The organism is Roseomonas sp. KE2513 (assembly GCF_016107305.1).
Classification (GTDB): Bacteria; Pseudomonadota; Alphaproteobacteria; order Acetobacterales; family Acetobacteraceae; genus Roseomonas.
In genome coordinates, this window is sequence record NZ_RCVR01000009.1 from 55,047 (window position 1) to 69,954 (window position 14,908).

The following is a 14,908-nucleotide window of genomic DNA, read 5'->3' on the forward strand; positions in this document are numbered from 1 at the left end:
GAACCGGCTTTTCAGCCCCGATGCGGGCGGGAAGGTTCCCGTTTCCGCCCCTACCGACGCCCCCGCCCCCTTGCGCCCTGGGCGCGGCCGGTGCCAGGAACGCGGCGATGACGATCATGGCGGCAGGGAGGTCGCGGGACCACATGGCAGGCAAGAGCGGCTTCGCCCGGGGCGCCACCGCCCGCCACCCGGCCGCGGCGGCCCTGCTGGCGCTGGTGGCGCTCGCGGGCTGCTCCACGGTGGACCGGGTGAGCAACGCCCTGACCGGCGGCCCCAGCCTCCAGCCGGGCCAGCAGGGCTATGTCCGCGGCTTCCTCGGCAATGTGGCGGCCGAGGAGCCCCGCGCGGCGCTCGTCGCGCGCGATATCCTCTCGGCCGGCGGCTCGGCGGCCGATGCGGCCGTCGCGGCGGGCTTCGCGCTCTCCGTCACCCTCCCCTCCCGTGCCGGGCTCGGCGGCGGCGGCGCCTGCCTCGGCTACGACCCGCGCCGCAACGAGGTGGAGACCTTCCTCTTCCAGCCGGGCGCGCGCAGCGGCGTGCCGCGCGGGGCGGACCGCCCGGCGGCGGTGCCGATGATGGCACGCGGCCTCTTCGCCCTGCATGCCCGCCAGGGAAAGCTGCCCTTCGAGGCCACCATCGCCCCGGCCGAGCGCCTGGCACGACTCGGTATCACCGTCTCGCGCGCCCTCGCGGCCGATTTCGCGGCGGTCTCGGGGCCGCTGATGGCCGATCCCGTCACCCGCGCCGCCTTCGACGGCGCGCGCGGCGGGCTGGGCGAGGGCGAGCAGCTGACCCAGCCCGACCTCGCCACCACCCTGGGCCAGATCCGCACGGCAGGGGTCGGCGACTTCCACCAGGGCGGCCTCGCCCGCCGCGTGGAGGAGGGCAGCGCGGCCGCCGGCGGCTTCCTTACGGTGCCCGAGATGCGCGCCGCCGTGCCCCAGGCCGTGACGCCCGTGCAGGAGCGGCTGGGCGACGACACCCTCGCCGTGCTGCCGGCCTCGGTGGATGGCGGGGCGACGCTGGCGGCCTTCCGCGCGGCGGCCGCCGGGCAGGCGGCGCCCGTCGCGGGCGGAAGCTTCGGCGCCAGCACCTCCCTCGTGGTGCAGGACCGGGAGGGCGGCGCGGTGGCCTGCGCCTTCACCATGAACAACCTCTTCGGCACCGGGCGGATGGTTCCGGGCATGGGCTTCCTCCTCGCCGCCGCGCCCAACATGGGCAGCGTGCAGGCGCCGCCGCTGGGGGCGATCATGGTCGCGAATCTCAGCGTAAAGGCGATGCGCTATGCCGGCGCGGGTTCCGGCCAGGGTGCGGCGCCGGCGGCGGCGGGCGTCCCGGCCGGGCTTCACCTCCGGCGGCGCGCGCCGCTGGCTCAGGCGGTCGCGTCGGTGCCCGAGCCGGGCCGCGCCGTCGCGATTACCTGCCAGGGCACCGTGACGGCTGACCGCTGCTCGGCCGTGGCCGACCCGCGCGGCTTCGGTCTCGCCACCGGAAGCGAGTGAGTTGCCAGGCCTGAAGGTGGGGCGGGGCGCGAACACCCCGCCCTTTCTCGTGATGGATGTGATCGCCGCCGCCAATGCGCGCGCCGCCGCGATCGCGCCCGGAGAGCCCGGCATCCTGCGGATGGAGGTCGGCCAGCCCGGCACCGGTGCCCCGCGCGGCGCGGCCGAGGCCGCCATCCGCGCCCTGCGTGACGGCCACCCCATGGGCTACACGGAGGCCTTCGGGCTGCGCTCGCTGCGGGAGCGGATCGCCGGGCGCTATGCCCAGCATTACGGCACGCCGGTTCCGGCCGAGCGGATCGCGGTCACGGTCGGGGCCTCTGGCGCCTTCCCCCTCGCCTTCCTCGCGGCCTTCGATGCTGGGGACAGGGTGGCCATGGCCGCCCCCTACTACCCCCCTTACGTGAACATCCTGACCGCCCTCGGCATGGTCCCGCAGATCCTGCCTTGTGACGCCAGCACCCGCTTCCAGCCCACCGTCGCCATGCTGGAGGCGCTCGACCCGCGCCCGGCCGGGCTGATCGTCGCCAGCCCCTGCAACCCCGCCGGCACCATGCTGGCGCCGGAGGAACTGGCGGCCATCGCGCGCTGGTGCCACACCAACGGCGTGCGGCTGATCTCGGACGAGATCTATCACGGCCTCTCCTACGATGTGCCGGAGGCGACGGCGGCCACGCACTCGCCGAGCGCGATCGTGGTGAACAGCTTCTCGAAATACTTCTCCATGACCGGCTGGCGCATCGGCTGGCTCGTCCTGCCCGAGGACCTGCTGCGGCCGGTCGAGCGGCTGGCGCAGAACATGTTCATCTCCGCCCCCCATGTCGCCCAGGTGGCAGCCGAGGCGGCCTTCGACTGCGTGGACGAGCTGGAGGCGAACCGCGCCACCTATCGCCGCTCGCGCGACCTGCTGCTCGCCGGGCTGCCGGCGGCGGGGTTCGACCGGATCGCCCAGGCGGACGGCGCCTTCTACATCTGGGCCGATATCGGCCACCTGACGAATGACAGCCCGGCCTTCTGCGCGCGCATGCTGGCTGAGGCCGGCATCGCCGCCACCCCAGGCGTCGATTTCGACAGCGGACGCGGGGCCCGGTTCTTGCGTTTCAGCTATTGCGGGCCCGAGGCCGACATGGCCGAGGCGCCGGCCCGCCTGCGCCGCTGGCTCGGGACCTGAGCCAGGACCAGGCACCTCCAGGGAACCATTCCATGAACCGCCGATCCCTTCTTGCCCTGCCGGGGCTCGCTGCCCTCGCGCGCCCGGCCATCGCCCAGTCGCAGGCGCGGCCCGTGCGGTTGATCGTGCCCTTTCCCGCGGGCGGGGCGACGGACGCGGTGTCGCGCCTCTTTGCGCCGCTCCTGGGCCAGCGCCTCGGCGCGACGGTGGTGATCGAGAACCGCCCCGGCGCCGGCGGCGTCCCGGCGGCCGAGGTGGTGGTGCGCGCCCCGCCGGACGGGCTGACGCTGCTGCTCGCCACCTCCTCCATCCACTCCACCGCCCCGGCCACGGGCGCCAACCTGCCCTACAACGTCGAGACCGACTTCACGCCGCTCGCACTCATCGGCGCCTCGCCCTCCCTCGTGCTCGTCTCCACCACCGTGCCGGTGAACGACCTCCGCGGCTTCATCGCCTGGGCCAAGGCGCGGCGGGGTGGGGTCAATTACGGCTCCTCGGGCGTCGCCACCACGCCGCACCTCAACGGGGCGCTGCTCGACAGCCTGGCGGATCTTGGAATGGTGCACGTGCCCTATCGCGGCACCGGCGCCGTCTATACCGAGCTGCGGCGGGGCGACGTGCACGTGCTGCTCGACGTGCCGGCCACGGCGGCGACCCACATCCAGGCGGGCACAGTGAAGGCGCTGGCCGTCACCTCCGCCGCGCCGACGCCGCTGGCGCCGGGAATACCGACCGGCGAGGCCGCGGGCCTGCCCGGGCTCGTCTCCGAAACCTGGTTCGGCATTTTCGGCCCGGCGCACATGCCGTCCGCCGTCGCGCAGCGGATCACCGAGGCCTCGAATGCCGCGATGGGCGATGCCGATCTCAGGACAAGGCTGCTCGGCCTGGGCGTGGAGCCCCGTGCCGGCGACGGCAACGCGCTGGCGGCGGCGGCGCGGACGGAGCGGGAGCGCTGGACCGAGCTGGTGCAGCGCCTCGGCATCCGCGCGACGGACTGAGGCCGCGCGGAGAGCCGCTTACTTCACATGCGCGGCGAAGGCGGCGTCGATGACGCCCGCCGGCGCCCGCCGGCCGGTGAAGAGGGCGAAGCCGTCCTCCGCCTGCCCGACCGACATGGCGCGCCCCGGCATGATCGCGCAGCCGAGCGCCGTAGCGGCCGCCAGCAGCGGCGTCACGGGCGGGTGGTACACGGCATCCGCCACCCACATCGAGCCGCGCAGCAGGGCGGGGTCCACGGGGCTGGAGGTATCCGGCAGCATCCCGGCGGGGGAGGCGTTCACCACCCCCGCGGCCCCTTCCATGGCGGCGGCGATCCCGCCGGCCGGCAGGAAGCGCCCCCCGCCCCAGCCCGAGGCCTCATCCGAGAGCGAGGCGGCGCGGGCGGGGTCCTGGTCCACCACGCGCACCTCCGGCACGCCGGCCTTGGCCAGCGACCAGGCGATCGCCCGCCCGGCGCCGCCCGCCCCGATCAGCACGGCGGGGCCGGCCTTCACCGCCTCCCCCACTGTGCCCAGCAGGCCCGAGAGGAAGCCGGTCGCGTCGGTGTTGTGGCCCGTCAGCCGCCCGTCCCGCACGGTGATGAGGTTCACCGCGCCCACCTGTTGGGCGCCGGGGTCCAGCGCGTCGAGGAAGGGGATGACCGCCTGCTTGTAGGGGAAGGTGACGTTGATCCCCGCGAAGCCGATCAGCCGCACCCCGTCCAGGATGCGCCCGATAACCTCCAGCGAGGCGCCGGCCACGTCGATCAGGTGGTAGCGGACATCAAGGCCCGTGGCGGCACCGGCCGCCTCCATCATCGCGGGGGCGGCCGAGTGGGAGATCGGGTGGCCGAGCAGGCCGAGCAGCACCCGGTTGGAGCTGGCCATCGCCTCAGGACCGGTAGGAGCCGTTGATGTCGATGTAGCCATGGGTCAGGTCGCAGGTCCAAACGGTGGACTCGCCCTTCCCGAGGCCGAGATCGGCCTCGATGTCGATCTCCCGCCCGCGCACGTGCGCGACCACTGGGGCCTCGTCGTAGCCCTCAACCACGCCGCCGTCCTTCGCCATCCAGGTGCCGCCGATGGCGACCGAGAGGCGGTCCCGGTCCGCGGGCTCGCCGGCCTTGCCGACGGCCATGACGATGCGGCCCCAGTTCGCGTCCTCGCCGGCGATGGCGGTCTTGACCAGGGGCGAGTTGGCGATGGCCATGGCCACCCGCTTGGCCGAATTGTCGGAAACGGCGCCGCGCACTGTCACCTTCACCAGCTTCTGCGCGCCCTCCCCGTCCCGCACCACCTGCAGCGCGAGGTCCAGCAGCAGGGCGTCGAGCTGCGCCTGGAAGTCGTCCAGCGCCTCGCCCGGGAAGGCGGAGACGCGGTCGTTCCCGGCCTGGCCCGTCGCGAAGAGCAGCACGGTGTCGGAGGTGGAGGTGTCGCTGTCGACCGTCGTGCGGTTGAAGCTCGCCTCCACGCCCCGCCGCAGGGAGGATTGCAGCGCGGCGGCGGGGATGGCGGCGTCGGTGGCCACGAAGCACAGCATCGTCGCCATGTCCGGCGCCACCATGCCGCTGCCCTTGGCGATGCCGAGGATCGTGACCTTCGTGCCGTTGATCGTCGCCGTGCGGGCGGCGGCCTTCGGGAAGGTGTCGGTGGTCATGATGCCGCGCGCGGCATCGGCCCAGCCCGTCTCCTTCAGCGAGGCGTGCAGCGCTGGCAGGGCGGCGGCCAGTTTCTCGTGCGGCAGTACCTGGCCGATCACGCCCGTGCTGGCGAGGAACACCTCGGAGGTCTCGCAACCCGCGAGGGACGCGGCGGCGGCGGCCGTTGCCTCGCAGGCCACCACGCCGGCCCGGCCGGTGAAGACGTTGGCGTTGCCAGCATTCACCACCAGGGCGCGCGCGGCCTCGCCCTTCAGCGCCGTGCGGCACCAGTCCACCGGGGCGCCGGGGCACTTGTTGCTGGTGAAGACGCCCGCGACGGTCGTGCCGGGGGCAAACTGCATCATCATCACGTCAGGCCGGCCCTGGTAGCGCAGGCCGGCGGCGGCGACGCCCAGGCGCACGCCCTTGAGGGGCGGCAGGGGCGGCAGCTCGACCCGGAGGGGGGAAACGGGGATGTCCATTGCCATCGCCTCCGCTCAGCGCCGCGGGGCCGCGGAGGGGGCCGAGGAGGGCGCGGGTGCGGCGGCCGGAGGTGTCGCGCCCTCCATCAGGCCGGGCGCGCGAATCAGCGAGCCGTCGAGGTTGAAGCGCTCCACGCGGGCGGCGTTGCGGATGCGCTCGACCGCGCCGTTCACCGTCTCCTCGAAGGCGGACTGGCGGAGCGCCTCCTGGCTGTCCTCGAAGCTGGCCGGCGGCGCGGTGCGGCGCTCCTCCACCTTGATGACGTGCCAGCCGAAGGCGGTGTGCACGGGGGCGGGGCTGATCTGGCCGGGCTGGAGGGCGAAGGCCGCCTGAGCGAATTCAGGGATCATGTCGGACTTCTTGAAGAAGCCGAGGTCGCCGCCCTGCTCGGCGCCGGGGCCCGTGGAACGGCGCTTGGCGATCTCGGCGAAGTCGGCGCCGGGGCGGCGGACCTCCTCCAGCGCCTCGCGCGCCGCGGCCTCGGTGGGCACGAGGATGTGGCGGGCGTGGATCTCCTCCTCGCCCTGGCGGTTGGCCGATTCGCGGTCGTAGCGAGCCCGCAGCGCCCCCTCGGTCAGCGCCGGCGCCACCTCGCGGCGGAGGAGCGCCTGCTGCAGTTCCTGGTCGGTGGCGCGGGCAATGCGGCGCTGCACCTCCGGATCCCGCTCCAGCCCCTCGGCGCGGGCGCGGGCGACGAGGGCCTTCTGGGCCACGAGCTGGTCCACGATCAGGGGATAGATCATTGCCGGGGGAGCGTTCTTCAGCTCGTCCGGCAGCTCGGCGGCGGCGTCGCGCACGTCGGAGAGGCGGATCTCCTGCCCCTCCACCCGCGCCACCACAGGGTCGGCGGGGCGGCCGGGAGCGGCAGCCGCGCCGGGCGCCGGCGCCGCGGCAGGGGCCTGCGCCGGAGTTGGCGCCGGGGTGGTTGCCGGGCCCGGCGTCTGGGCGAGGGCGAGCCCGGCCGAGAGCAGGCAGGCGGGGAGAAGCGCGGTCGAGAGGAGAAGGCGGGGCATCTTCGGGGGGGTCTCGGCGGAAAGGGGCGCACCATGGCGGAGGGGGGCCCCTCTCACAAGGCGGGGCCTGGGGCACGGGGATCACGAGGCGGCGCCTCGGGGGCCGGGCAGCGCGGCATTCGTTGACCCGCCGCCCCCCCTTCCCTATCTCTGCGCCTGCACGCAGGGCCCTGTCAGGCCCCCCTCCTGCCGGCCGCCCCGCGGTCCTTCCGGTGGCGGCCCCCAGGCGATGCCCAGGCCTGCCCCGGAGACTGCCTGACCCTATGTTCGCCCGCCTCGCCCGCGCCATCCTCGGCACCTCGAACGACCGCGCGCTGAAGGCGTACCGGGCGCGGGTGCCGGCCATCAACGCGCTGGAACCCGCCATTGCCGCGCTGTCCGACGACCAGCTGAAGGCCAAGACCCCCGAGTTCCGCGAGCGCATCGCCAAGGGCGAGTCGCTGGACAGCCTGCTGCCCGAGGCCTTCGCGGTCTGCCGGGAGGCCTCCAAGCGCGTCCTCGGGATGCGGCACTTCGACGTGCAGCTCATCGGCGGCATGGTGCTGCACGAGGGACGCATTGCCGAGATGAAGACCGGCGAGGGCAAGACCCTCGTCGCCACCCTGCCCTGCTACCTCAACGGCCTGACGGGCAAGGGCGTCCATGTCGTGACCGTGAACGACTATCTCGCCTCCCGCGACGCGGAGGAGATGGGTCGGCTCTACGCCTGGCTGGGCCTGACCACCGACACGATCGTCTACGGCAAGACCGACCCGCAGCGCCGCGAGGCCTATGCCTGCGACATCACCTACGGCACGAACAACGAGTTCGGCTTCGACTATCTCCGCGACAACATGAAGTACTCGCTGGGCGAGATGGTCCAGCGGCCCTTCAACTACGCCATCGTGGACGAGGTCGACAGCATCCTGGTTGACGAGGCGCGCACGCCCCTCATCATCTCCGGCCCGACTGACGACACCTCGGACCTCTACAACCGCGTCAATGCGGTGGTGAAGGAGATCGCCAAGGATCCGGCGAACTACGACAAGGACGAGAAGAACAAGACCGTCTCCCTGACGGAAGCGGGCAACGAGGCGGTGGCGAACGCGCTGACCGAGGCGGGGCTGCTGGAGGAGGGCGACCTCTACGACTTCCAGAACGTCACCATCGTTCACCACGTGAACCAGTCGCTGCGCGCGCACACCCTCTTCGCGCGGGACGTGGATTACATCGAGCGGCAGGACAAGATCGTCATCATCGACGAGTTCACCGGCCGCATGATGGAGGGCCGCCGCTATTCGGACGGCCTCCACCAGGCGCTGGAGGCGAAGGAGGGCGTGACGGTTCAGCCCGAGAACCAAACGCTGGCCTCCATCACCTTCCAGAACTACTTCCGCCTTTATCCGAAGCTCGCGGGCATGACCGGCACCGCCGCGACCGAGGCCGACGAGTTCGCCGAGATTTACAAGCTGGAGGTGGTGGAGATCCCCACCAACCTGCCGGTGTCGCGCCTTGATTCCGACGACGAGGTTTATCGCAGCGCCGCCGAGAAGTACGAGGCGGTGGCCGGCCTGATTGCCGAGGCCCGTGACCGCGGCCAGCCCTGCCTCGTCGGCACGACCAGCATCGAGAAGTCCGAGCTGATCTCCTCGCTTCTGCAGAAGAAGGGCGTGCCGCACCAGGTGCTGAACGCGCGCTACCACGAGCAGGAGGCGGCGATCATCTCTCAGGCCGGGCGCCCCGGCGCGGTGACGATCGCGACGAACATGGCCGGCCGCGGCACCGACATCAAACTCGGCGGCAACGCCGAGATGCTGGCGCGCGCGAGCTTCGCCGGCGAGCCCGCGGGCCCCGAGTTCGAGGCGCGGCTGGCTGAGATCCGCCGCGAGGTGGAGGGCAGCGCCGCCAAGGTGAAGGCGGCCGGCGGCCTCTTCGTCATCGGCACCGAGCGGCACGAGAGCCGCCGCATCGACAACCAGCTCCGCGGCCGCTCCGGCCGTCAGGGCGATCCGGGCGCCTCCCGCTTCTTCCTCAGCCTCGAGGACGACCTGATGCGCATCTTTGGGTCCGACCGCATGGGCGGGATGCTGCAGAAGCTTGGGTTGAAGGAGGGGGAGGCGATCGTCCACCCCTGGATCAACAAGGCGCTGGAGAAGGCGCAGAAGAAGGTTGAGGCGCGGAACTTCGACACGCGCAAGAACCTGCTCAAGTACGACGACGTCATGAACGACCAGCGAAAGGAGGTCTATGCCCAGCGCAAGTCCTTCATGCAGGCCGCCGACGTCTCCGAGACCGTGACGGAGATGCGCCGGGAGGTGATCGACGACATGGTCGCCGCCGCCATCCCCGAGAACGCCTATCCCGAGCAGTGGCGCATGGACACGCTCCAGTCCCGCGTGCGCGAGATCCTCGGCCTCGACCTGCCTGTCGTCGACTGGGCGCGCGAGGAAGGGATCGACGAGACCCAGATCCGCGAGCGGCTGCACGAGGCCGCCGACACCACCTATGCCGCCCGCGCCGCAAATTTCGGCGTGGACCGGATGCGGGAGGTGGAGAAGTCCATCCTGCTGATGGTCTTTGACAAGGTGTGGAAGGACCACCTCCTCTCCCTCGATCACCTGCGCCAGGGCATCGGCCTGCGCGCCTACGGCCAGCGCGACCCGCTGAACGAGTACAAGTCCGAGGCCTTCAACCTGTTCAACGCCATGCTGGCGGAGATGCGGGAGGAGACCACGCGCTGGCTGATGCAGGTGGACATCCCGACCGGCGCGCCCCTGCCCAGCCCGGAGCCGATCAGCGTGCTCGACGCCCGCCACCCGGCACCCGATTCCGGCGACCCGCTGCTCGGCTACGACGCGGCCGTCGGGGAATACGGCGCGGCCGCCCCCGTCGCGGCCTCGCGGGTGGCGGAAGGCGTGGACCCGAACGATCCCTCCACCTGGGACCGCACGCCCCGCAACGCGCCCTGCCCCTGCGGCTCCGGCAAGAAGTACAAGCACTGCCACGGACGGGGCTGAAGCTCTGCAACTTCGGAACCGGCGCGCGTTGATGGAATAGCGCGCCGCGTTCCCGCGGGCTGAAGAAGGCGGAGCAGGATGCTTGATTCACCCCTGATCGGGCTCGCCGCCCTCGCCGTCATCATCGTGGTGCTGGTGATCCTCCAGCGGCTCGAATTCCTGAGCGTCTTCTCCCGCCGGCGCCGCGCCCAGCCGCCGCGAAAGGACTAAGGACGCCCTGTGACCGCCAGAGAGGGCCCTGCCCTCTCCGGCACCTCTCCCGCGACAGGCCTGAGGCCCCTCAACCCCCATTTGGCTGTCGCGGAACCTTCCTGCGCGTGCTGTCGCCTCTGGTCAGGGACCCGGAGCTCACCGGCCGTGTGGTGAGTCCGACTTGAAGAAAAAGATGATAAAGAGGGGTTTGGGGAGAGGAAGAATTCCTTCTTTCTCTCCCCAGGGTCAGCCGCAACGCTCCATCAGGCCGCCGCGGCTCGCGGCGCCGTGCGGGACACCGCCTCGACCATCTTCTCGCAGAAGGCAGGAAGGTCCTTCGGGTTCCGAGAGGTCACGAAGTTGCCTTCCACCACGCAGGTCTCGTCCACCCAGGTGGCGCCCGCGTTGCGCAGGTCGGTCTTGAGGGAGGGGTAGGAAGTCATGCGCCGCCCCTTCACCGCGCCAGCCTCGATCAGCGACCACGGGCCGTGGCAGATGGCCGCAATGGGCTTACCGGCCTCGGCGAAGGCGCGGACGAAGGCGACGGCCGCCTCATTCATGCGCAGCTTGTCGGGATTGGTGGTGCCGCCCGGCAGGACCAGCGCGTCGAAGGCATCGGCGTGTGCATCGGCCAGTTCGACATCCACCGCGATCTTCTCGGCGGGGTTCACGTCCCCGTCCATCGACTGGATCTCGCCGAGCTTGAGCGACACCACGGCAGCGTCCATCCCGGCCGCTTTCAAGGCCTTCAGCGGCTCGGTCAGTTCCACCCGCTCGACCCCATCCGTCGCCAGGATGGCAACCCTGCGGTGCGTTGCATCAGCCATGTCGCGTTCCTTCCTTGCCAAACGGCAGCGGGGCTGGCGCATGGCGCCAACCTTTGCGACAGATAGAACGGCGGGCATCGGCGCTGGTTTGGTTGAACGGTGCCACCGTTACTTGCCGGACCAGTGGACGAAACGCTTCTCCATCAGCAGGAAGAGAAGGTTTAGGGCGTAGCCGAGCGCGCCGGCAACGAAGATCGCGCCATACATCAGCCCGCTCTCGAACAGCATCTGCGCGTTGATCACGCGCTGGCCGAGGCCGTCGGTGGAGCCGATGAACATTTCAGCCACCACGACGATCACCAGCGCAAGTGAGACGCCCTGGCGCATGCCGACGAGGATCTGCGGCAGGGCTTCCCAGACGAGCACGTCCACGAGGATGCGCGATGGACCCGCGCCCATCACGCGCGCGGCCAGCACGCGGGTACGGCGCGCGTTCATCACGCCATAGGCGGCGTTGAACAGGATAACGAGGGCCGCACCGAAGGCGGCCACCGCGATCTTCGTCGCCTCCCCCGTGCCAAAGAGCACGAGGAAGAGCGGAAACAGGGCGGAGGCAGGAGTGGAGCGGAAGAAGTCCACCACGAACTCGACGGCGCGATAGAGACGTTCCCGCGCGCCGAGCGCGACGCCGAGCGGCACGCCGATGGCGGATGCGATGACGAAGGAGAGCAGCGTGCGCGTGACCGTGCGCCAGAGGTCATGCGCCAACGTGCCTGTCGAGAGCGCTGCCCAGGTGTCGCGCGCCGTCTCGGCCGGCGTGGGCAGGAGCACCGGGTCTGCCACGCCGAGCAGCACGGCCACCTGCCAGAGCGCGACGAAGCCGAGCGCGCCGAGGATCGGCGGAAGCAGCGCGCGCATCACGCGGCTTCCGGCCGCGAGCGCACGGCTGCGGTGAAGACATCGAGGCAGCGCCGCTTGATCGCGACGAATTCCGGTGAGGAGAGGGTCGCGGCGTCGCGCGGCCAGGCCAGCGGCACGGGCACGTCATCCACGATGCGCGAGGGACGGCGGGTCAGCATCAGCACGCGGTCCGACAGGGCGATTGATTCCTCGAGATCGTGGGAGACGAGCATGGCGGTGATGCGGTCCCGTTTCAGCACGCGGCCGAGGAGTTCGCGCAGGGAGAGGGTCGTCTCGTAGTCGAGCGCGGAGAAGGGCTCGTCGAGGAACAGAACCTCCGGCTCCACCGCGAGGGCGCGCATGACCGAGACAAGCTGCTGCTGCCCGCCGGATAGCTCGTAAGGGTACCGGTTGAGGTCGAAGCGCACGTCGAAGGCCGCGACCAGCTCCTCGAGCCGCCGCTCCACCTGCGCGCGCGGCTGGCGCATGAGGCGGAGGGGATAACGGATGTTGTCGGCCGCCCGGCGCCAGGGCAGCAGCGCCTCCCGATAGTTCTGGAAGACGTAGCCGATCCGGGCCTCCCGCACCGTGCGGCCGTCGAACAGGACAGTGCCGGCATCGGCCTCCAGCAACCCCGCCATCATGTTGATGAGCGTGGACTTGCCGCAGCCGTTCGGCCCGAAAACCGAGAGGATGTCGCCGCGTCGAAGGTCCAGGTCCAGCCCGGCATGCACGGGCTGGCCGCGAAAGGCCTTGGAGAGGCCGCGGACGCTGACCGCGGCCTCCCGGGGGGAGATGACGTTCACAGGGGACGCAGGAAGGACTTCACGTCCACCGCGCCCCGCACCACCCCCTGTGCGACGGCGAGGTCCACGAACTTCTGGAAGTCCGCGACCTCCTGCGGGGACATGTCCTTCACCATGGCGAAGTTCACCAGCGGGATGGTCGGCGCCAGCTCGGCGGAGGTCTGCATGAAGGGCACCAGCAGGTCGCGCACGGAGGGATCGTTCTTGATGGTGGTGCAGGCCTTGCCCCAGGCACCGGCGAAGCGCGCCGCGACCTCCGGCTTGGCATCGAGGAACTTGCCCGTCAGCGCGGCGCCGGCCGCCCAGGCCTGTGCGTCGGGGCGGCCAATGAGGTGGGTGGCGATCACCCCTGCCTCCAGCCGTCGCGCGGCGCCCTGGCGCTCGGCGATGGTGGCCTGCGGCTCCAGTGTATAGGCGGCATCGAAGGTGCCGGCGGCGAGCGCGCCGACATGCACGCCCATCTGCTGCTCGGACAGGGTATAGTCGCGCCCCTCCTGCAGGCCGACCGAAGCCAGCACCGCACGGGCGGCGGACATGTTGGCGGGCCCGGGGGCGGAGAGGATCCTCGCGCCCTTGAGGTCGCGCAGGGTGGTCGCGCTCCAGCCGGGACGCACGACGAACTGCTCCATCCGGAAGCGGTCGCTCTGGCCATTGAGCGCGAAGTAGATCGCCGTGTTCGCGCGGCGGGCGTTGATGTTCGCGCCCTCCAGAGTCACGAGGTTGGAGGCACCGTCGAGGTCGCCCGCCACCATCGCCTGCACGATCAGCGGCGCGGCCTGCAGCGGCACGGCCTCCACCGCCAGCCCGGCCTCGGCGAAGAAGCCGCGTTCCCGCGCGACGTAGAAGGGCAGCGCGGAGGAGACGTTGAAGACGCCGATCTTCACCGCGTCCGCCGCCATCGCCGCGCGGGCGAGGAAGGGCATGGCGAGAGCGGCGCCGAGGAGGGAGCGACGGTTCATCGGGAGCGGCCTCACGAGAGCTTCGGGTAGGTCTGGGGATCGAAGAAGCTGCTGCCCGCGACGTAGCGGCGCCCGTCCGACATGTCGGGCGGCGCGCCCGCCTCGGAGGCGCCGTCGAAGGTAAGTTCGAGCTGCACGCCGGAGGGGTCGTAGACGAAGAGCTGCCAGAGGGTGGTGCCGGGCACGAGGAACTCCCGCCAGTCCAGTCCCGTCCGCCGGAAGCGCTCGACAAAGGCGTGGTAGCCGCGGCAGGCGAGGGAGACGTGGTCGATCGCCGCCGTGCCCTGGGGCGCCACGCCCTCGGGCCCGAGCGCCGGCCCGCCGGCATAGACGTGCAGCAGGGCCTGCCCGCCCGGCAGCGGCACGGAGAGCCAGGCGCCGGGATAGCCGAAGTCCGGGCGATGGGCCTCGGACAGGCCCAGCACGCCCTTGTAGAAGGCGAGGGTGGCGGCGAGGTCGCTGGTCTTGACGGCCACGTGGAACAGGCCGGCGACGAGGGGCGTGTCAGACATCAGGGGCGCGATCCGTGAAAAGCCCCATGCTGAGGGCAATTGACGTGCCACGGGAAGCGCGGGCTCAGGGCCCCGCCCCGCCCGCTTCGCAATCAGGCGGCGCCGGGACTGGCGCAAACCTGAGCAGGGGCGGTGCCGGTGGGCCGCAGGGGCACCCGACAAGGCGGTTGGCCCGTCCTATGCTGAGGGGGTTCCTCGACCCAGGGCCCGACCATGACCGCAGCACCCCCTTCCTTCCCCACGCGCCGCCGGGGCATCGCGCGCGGCGGCCGCGCCCTCTACGGCGCGCCGCTCGGCATCCTCATGCTGGAGGCGCGCTTCCCCCGCATCCATGGCGACATGGGCAATGGCGGCACCTGGCCCTTCCCGGTGCTCTACCGCGTCGTGCGCGGCGCAAGCCCGGAGAAGGTGGTGCTGGAGGGCGCCCGCGGCCTGCTGCCGGATTTCCTGGAGGCCGCGCGCGAGCTGGTGGCCCAGGGCGCGGAGGCCATCACCACCAATTGCGGCTTCCTCTCCCTCTTCCAGCGGGAGATCGCGGCGGCGGTGGGCGTGCCGGTGGCCACCAGCAGCCTCATGCAGGTGCCCTGGGTGCAGGCGATGCTGCCGCCCGGCCAGCGCGTCGGGCTCGTCACCGTCTCCGGCGGCAGCCTCTCGCCCGCGCATCTCGAAGCCGCCGGCGTGCCCCTCGACAGCCCCATGGAGGGCACGGAGAGCGGGCGCGAGTTCTTCCGCGTGCTGATCAAGGCCGAGAAGGACGACATGGACGTGGACCTGGCCGAACAGGACGTGGTCGAGGCCGCGGAGCGCCTGGTGGCGCGTCACCCGGAGGTCGGCGCCATCGTGCTCGAGTGCACGAACATGCCGCCCTATGCCGCGGCCGTGCAGCGGGCCACCGGCCGACCGGTCTACGACATCTACGCCATGATCACCTATTTCCACGCCGGCATCCGGCCGCGCGACTTCGCCTGAGGCACCACCAGGAGGCCCCGC

General features: G+C 71.6%; 14 protein-coding genes. 6 read left to right on the forward strand and 8 right to left on the reverse strand.

From position 1 onward, the window contains the following. Positions 1-107 precede the first annotated feature (107 nt). Genes D9599_RS11255 through D9599_RS11265 form a run of 3 tightly spaced genes read left to right on the forward strand, consistent with a single transcriptional unit; the run spans position 108 to position 3,671 of the window. On the forward strand, positions 108-1,502 hold the full coding sequence (locus D9599_RS11255) for a gamma-glutamyltransferase (RefSeq protein ID WP_232480389.1): 1,395 nt from the start codon (positions 108-110) through the stop codon (positions 1,500-1,502). Positions 1,503-1,554: 52 nt separating this feature from the next. After that, positions 1,555-2,673 (forward strand): pyridoxal phosphate-dependent aminotransferase, encoded by a 1,119-nt coding sequence (locus tag D9599_RS11260; protein ID WP_198381455.1) that lies wholly within the window; start codon positions 1,555-1,557, stop codon positions 2,671-2,673. 32 nt (positions 2,674-2,705) lie between these two features. Continuing rightward, positions 2,706-3,671, forward strand: coding sequence for a tripartite tricarboxylate transporter substrate binding protein (locus D9599_RS11265; RefSeq protein WP_198381330.1), 966 nt, complete (start codon positions 2,706-2,708; stop codon positions 3,669-3,671). An 18-nt stretch (positions 3,672-3,689) separates the two neighbouring features. Here D9599_RS11265 and D9599_RS11270 read toward each other — a convergent pair whose 3' ends face one another. From D9599_RS11270 to D9599_RS11280, 3 genes are read right to left on the reverse strand one after another with little or no spacing between them, the layout of a single operon-like run. Continuing rightward, complete coding sequence (locus D9599_RS11270; protein WP_198381331.1) at positions 3,690-4,538, reverse strand: shikimate dehydrogenase; 849 nt, start codon at positions 4,536-4,538, stop codon at positions 3,690-3,692. 4 nt (positions 4,539-4,542) lie between these two features. Beyond that, the gene (gene argJ / locus D9599_RS11275) at positions 4,543-5,778 is read right to left on the reverse strand and encodes a bifunctional glutamate N-acetyltransferase/amino-acid acetyltransferase ArgJ (protein WP_198381332.1); all 1,236 of its coding nucleotides are present in this window, start codon (positions 5,776-5,778) and stop codon (positions 4,543-4,545) included. A 9-nt stretch (positions 5,779-5,787) separates the two neighbouring features. Next, positions 5,788-6,786 (reverse strand): peptidylprolyl isomerase, encoded by a 999-nt coding sequence (locus D9599_RS11280; protein ID WP_198381333.1) that lies wholly within the window; start codon positions 6,784-6,786, stop codon positions 5,788-5,790. A gap of 263 nt (positions 6,787-7,049) precedes the next feature. Between D9599_RS11280 and secA the strand changes: the two genes are divergently transcribed. Beyond that, entirely contained in the window at positions 7,050-9,782 is a 2,733-nt protein-coding gene (gene secA / locus D9599_RS11285) for a preprotein translocase subunit SecA (protein WP_198381334.1), read from the forward strand. 78 nt (positions 9,783-9,860) lie between these two features. Beyond that, a complete protein-coding gene (locus tag D9599_RS31940; RefSeq protein WP_255531567.1) occupies positions 9,861-9,992 on the forward strand; it encodes a hypothetical protein in 132 nt (43 codons plus the stop codon). Between the two features lie 245 nt (positions 9,993-10,237). Here the strand turns inward: D9599_RS31940 and D9599_RS11290 are convergent, their stop codons facing one another. The 5 genes from D9599_RS11290 to D9599_RS11310 form a co-directional block, all read right to left on the reverse strand. After that, positions 10,238-10,801, reverse strand: a complete 564-nt coding sequence (locus tag D9599_RS11290; RefSeq protein WP_198381335.1) for a type 1 glutamine amidotransferase domain-containing protein — start codon at positions 10,799-10,801, stop codon at positions 10,238-10,240. Between the two features lie 108 nt (positions 10,802-10,909). Beyond that, positions 10,910-11,659, reverse strand: coding sequence for an ABC transporter permease (locus D9599_RS11295; protein WP_198381336.1), 750 nt, complete (start codon positions 11,657-11,659; stop codon positions 10,910-10,912). Further along, the gene (locus tag D9599_RS11300; protein WP_198381337.1) at positions 11,659-12,447 is read right to left on the reverse strand and encodes an ABC transporter ATP-binding protein; all 789 of its coding nucleotides are present in this window, start codon (positions 12,445-12,447) and stop codon (positions 11,659-11,661) included. Before D9599_RS11300 ends, D9599_RS11295 begins: the two co-directional genes overlap by 1 nt. Then, a complete protein-coding gene (locus tag D9599_RS11305) occupies positions 12,444-13,406 on the reverse strand; it encodes an ABC transporter substrate-binding protein (protein ID WP_198381338.1) in 963 nt (320 codons plus the stop codon). The genes D9599_RS11300 and D9599_RS11305 overlap by 4 nt, the downstream gene beginning before the upstream one ends. Positions 13,407-13,417: 11 nt before the next feature. Then, complete coding sequence (locus tag D9599_RS11310; RefSeq protein ID WP_198381339.1) at positions 13,418-13,918, reverse strand: VOC family protein; 501 nt, start codon at positions 13,916-13,918, stop codon at positions 13,418-13,420. Positions 13,919-14,131: 213 nt separating this feature from the next. Here D9599_RS11310 and D9599_RS11315 point away from each other — a divergent pair, with 213 nt between their 5' ends. After that, entirely contained in the window at positions 14,132-14,887 is a 756-nt protein-coding gene (locus D9599_RS11315; RefSeq protein WP_198381340.1) for an aspartate/glutamate racemase family protein, read from the forward strand. Positions 14,888-14,908: the final 21 nt, after the last annotated feature.

Excerpts from the sequence above, each read along its gene's own strand:
- D9599_RS11255 (WP_232480389.1), top strand. The coding sequence starts at position 108 with ATGACGATCATGGCGGCAGGGAGGTCGCGGGACCACATGGCAGGCAAG.
- D9599_RS11295 (WP_198381336.1), bottom strand. The coding sequence starts at position 11,659 with ATGCGCGCGCTGCTTCCGCCGATCCTCGGCGCGCTCGGCTTCGTCGCG.
- D9599_RS11280 (WP_198381333.1), bottom strand. The coding sequence starts at position 6,786 with ATGCCCCGCCTTCTCCTCTCGACCGCGCTTCTCCCCGCCTGCCTGCTC.
- D9599_RS31940 (WP_255531567.1), top strand. The coding sequence starts at position 9,861 with ATGCTTGATTCACCCCTGATCGGGCTCGCCGCCCTCGCCGTCATCATC.
- D9599_RS11265 (WP_198381330.1), top strand. The coding sequence starts at position 2,706 with ATGAACCGCCGATCCCTTCTTGCCCTGCCGGGGCTCGCTGCCCTCGCG.
- secA (WP_198381334.1), top strand. The coding sequence starts at position 7,050 with ATGTTCGCCCGCCTCGCCCGCGCCATCCTCGGCACCTCGAACGACCGC.
- D9599_RS11315 (WP_198381340.1), top strand. The coding sequence starts at position 14,132 with ATGACCGCAGCACCCCCTTCCTTCCCCACGCGCCGCCGGGGCATCGCG.
- argJ (WP_198381332.1), bottom strand. The coding sequence starts at position 5,778 with ATGGCAATGGACATCCCCGTTTCCCCCCTCCGGGTCGAGCTGCCGCCC.
- D9599_RS11305 (WP_198381338.1), bottom strand. The coding sequence starts at position 13,406 with ATGAACCGTCGCTCCCTCCTCGGCGCCGCTCTCGCCATGCCCTTCCTC.
- D9599_RS11310 (WP_198381339.1), bottom strand. The coding sequence starts at position 13,918 with ATGTCTGACACGCCCCTCGTCGCCGGCCTGTTCCACGTGGCCGTCAAG.
- D9599_RS11260 (WP_198381455.1), top strand. The coding sequence starts at position 1,555 with ATGGATGTGATCGCCGCCGCCAATGCGCGCGCCGCCGCGATCGCGCCC.
- D9599_RS11290 (WP_198381335.1), bottom strand. The coding sequence starts at position 10,801 with ATGGCTGATGCAACGCACCGCAGGGTTGCCATCCTGGCGACGGATGGG.
- D9599_RS11270 (WP_198381331.1), bottom strand. The coding sequence starts at position 4,538 with ATGGCCAGCTCCAACCGGGTGCTGCTCGGCCTGCTCGGCCACCCGATC.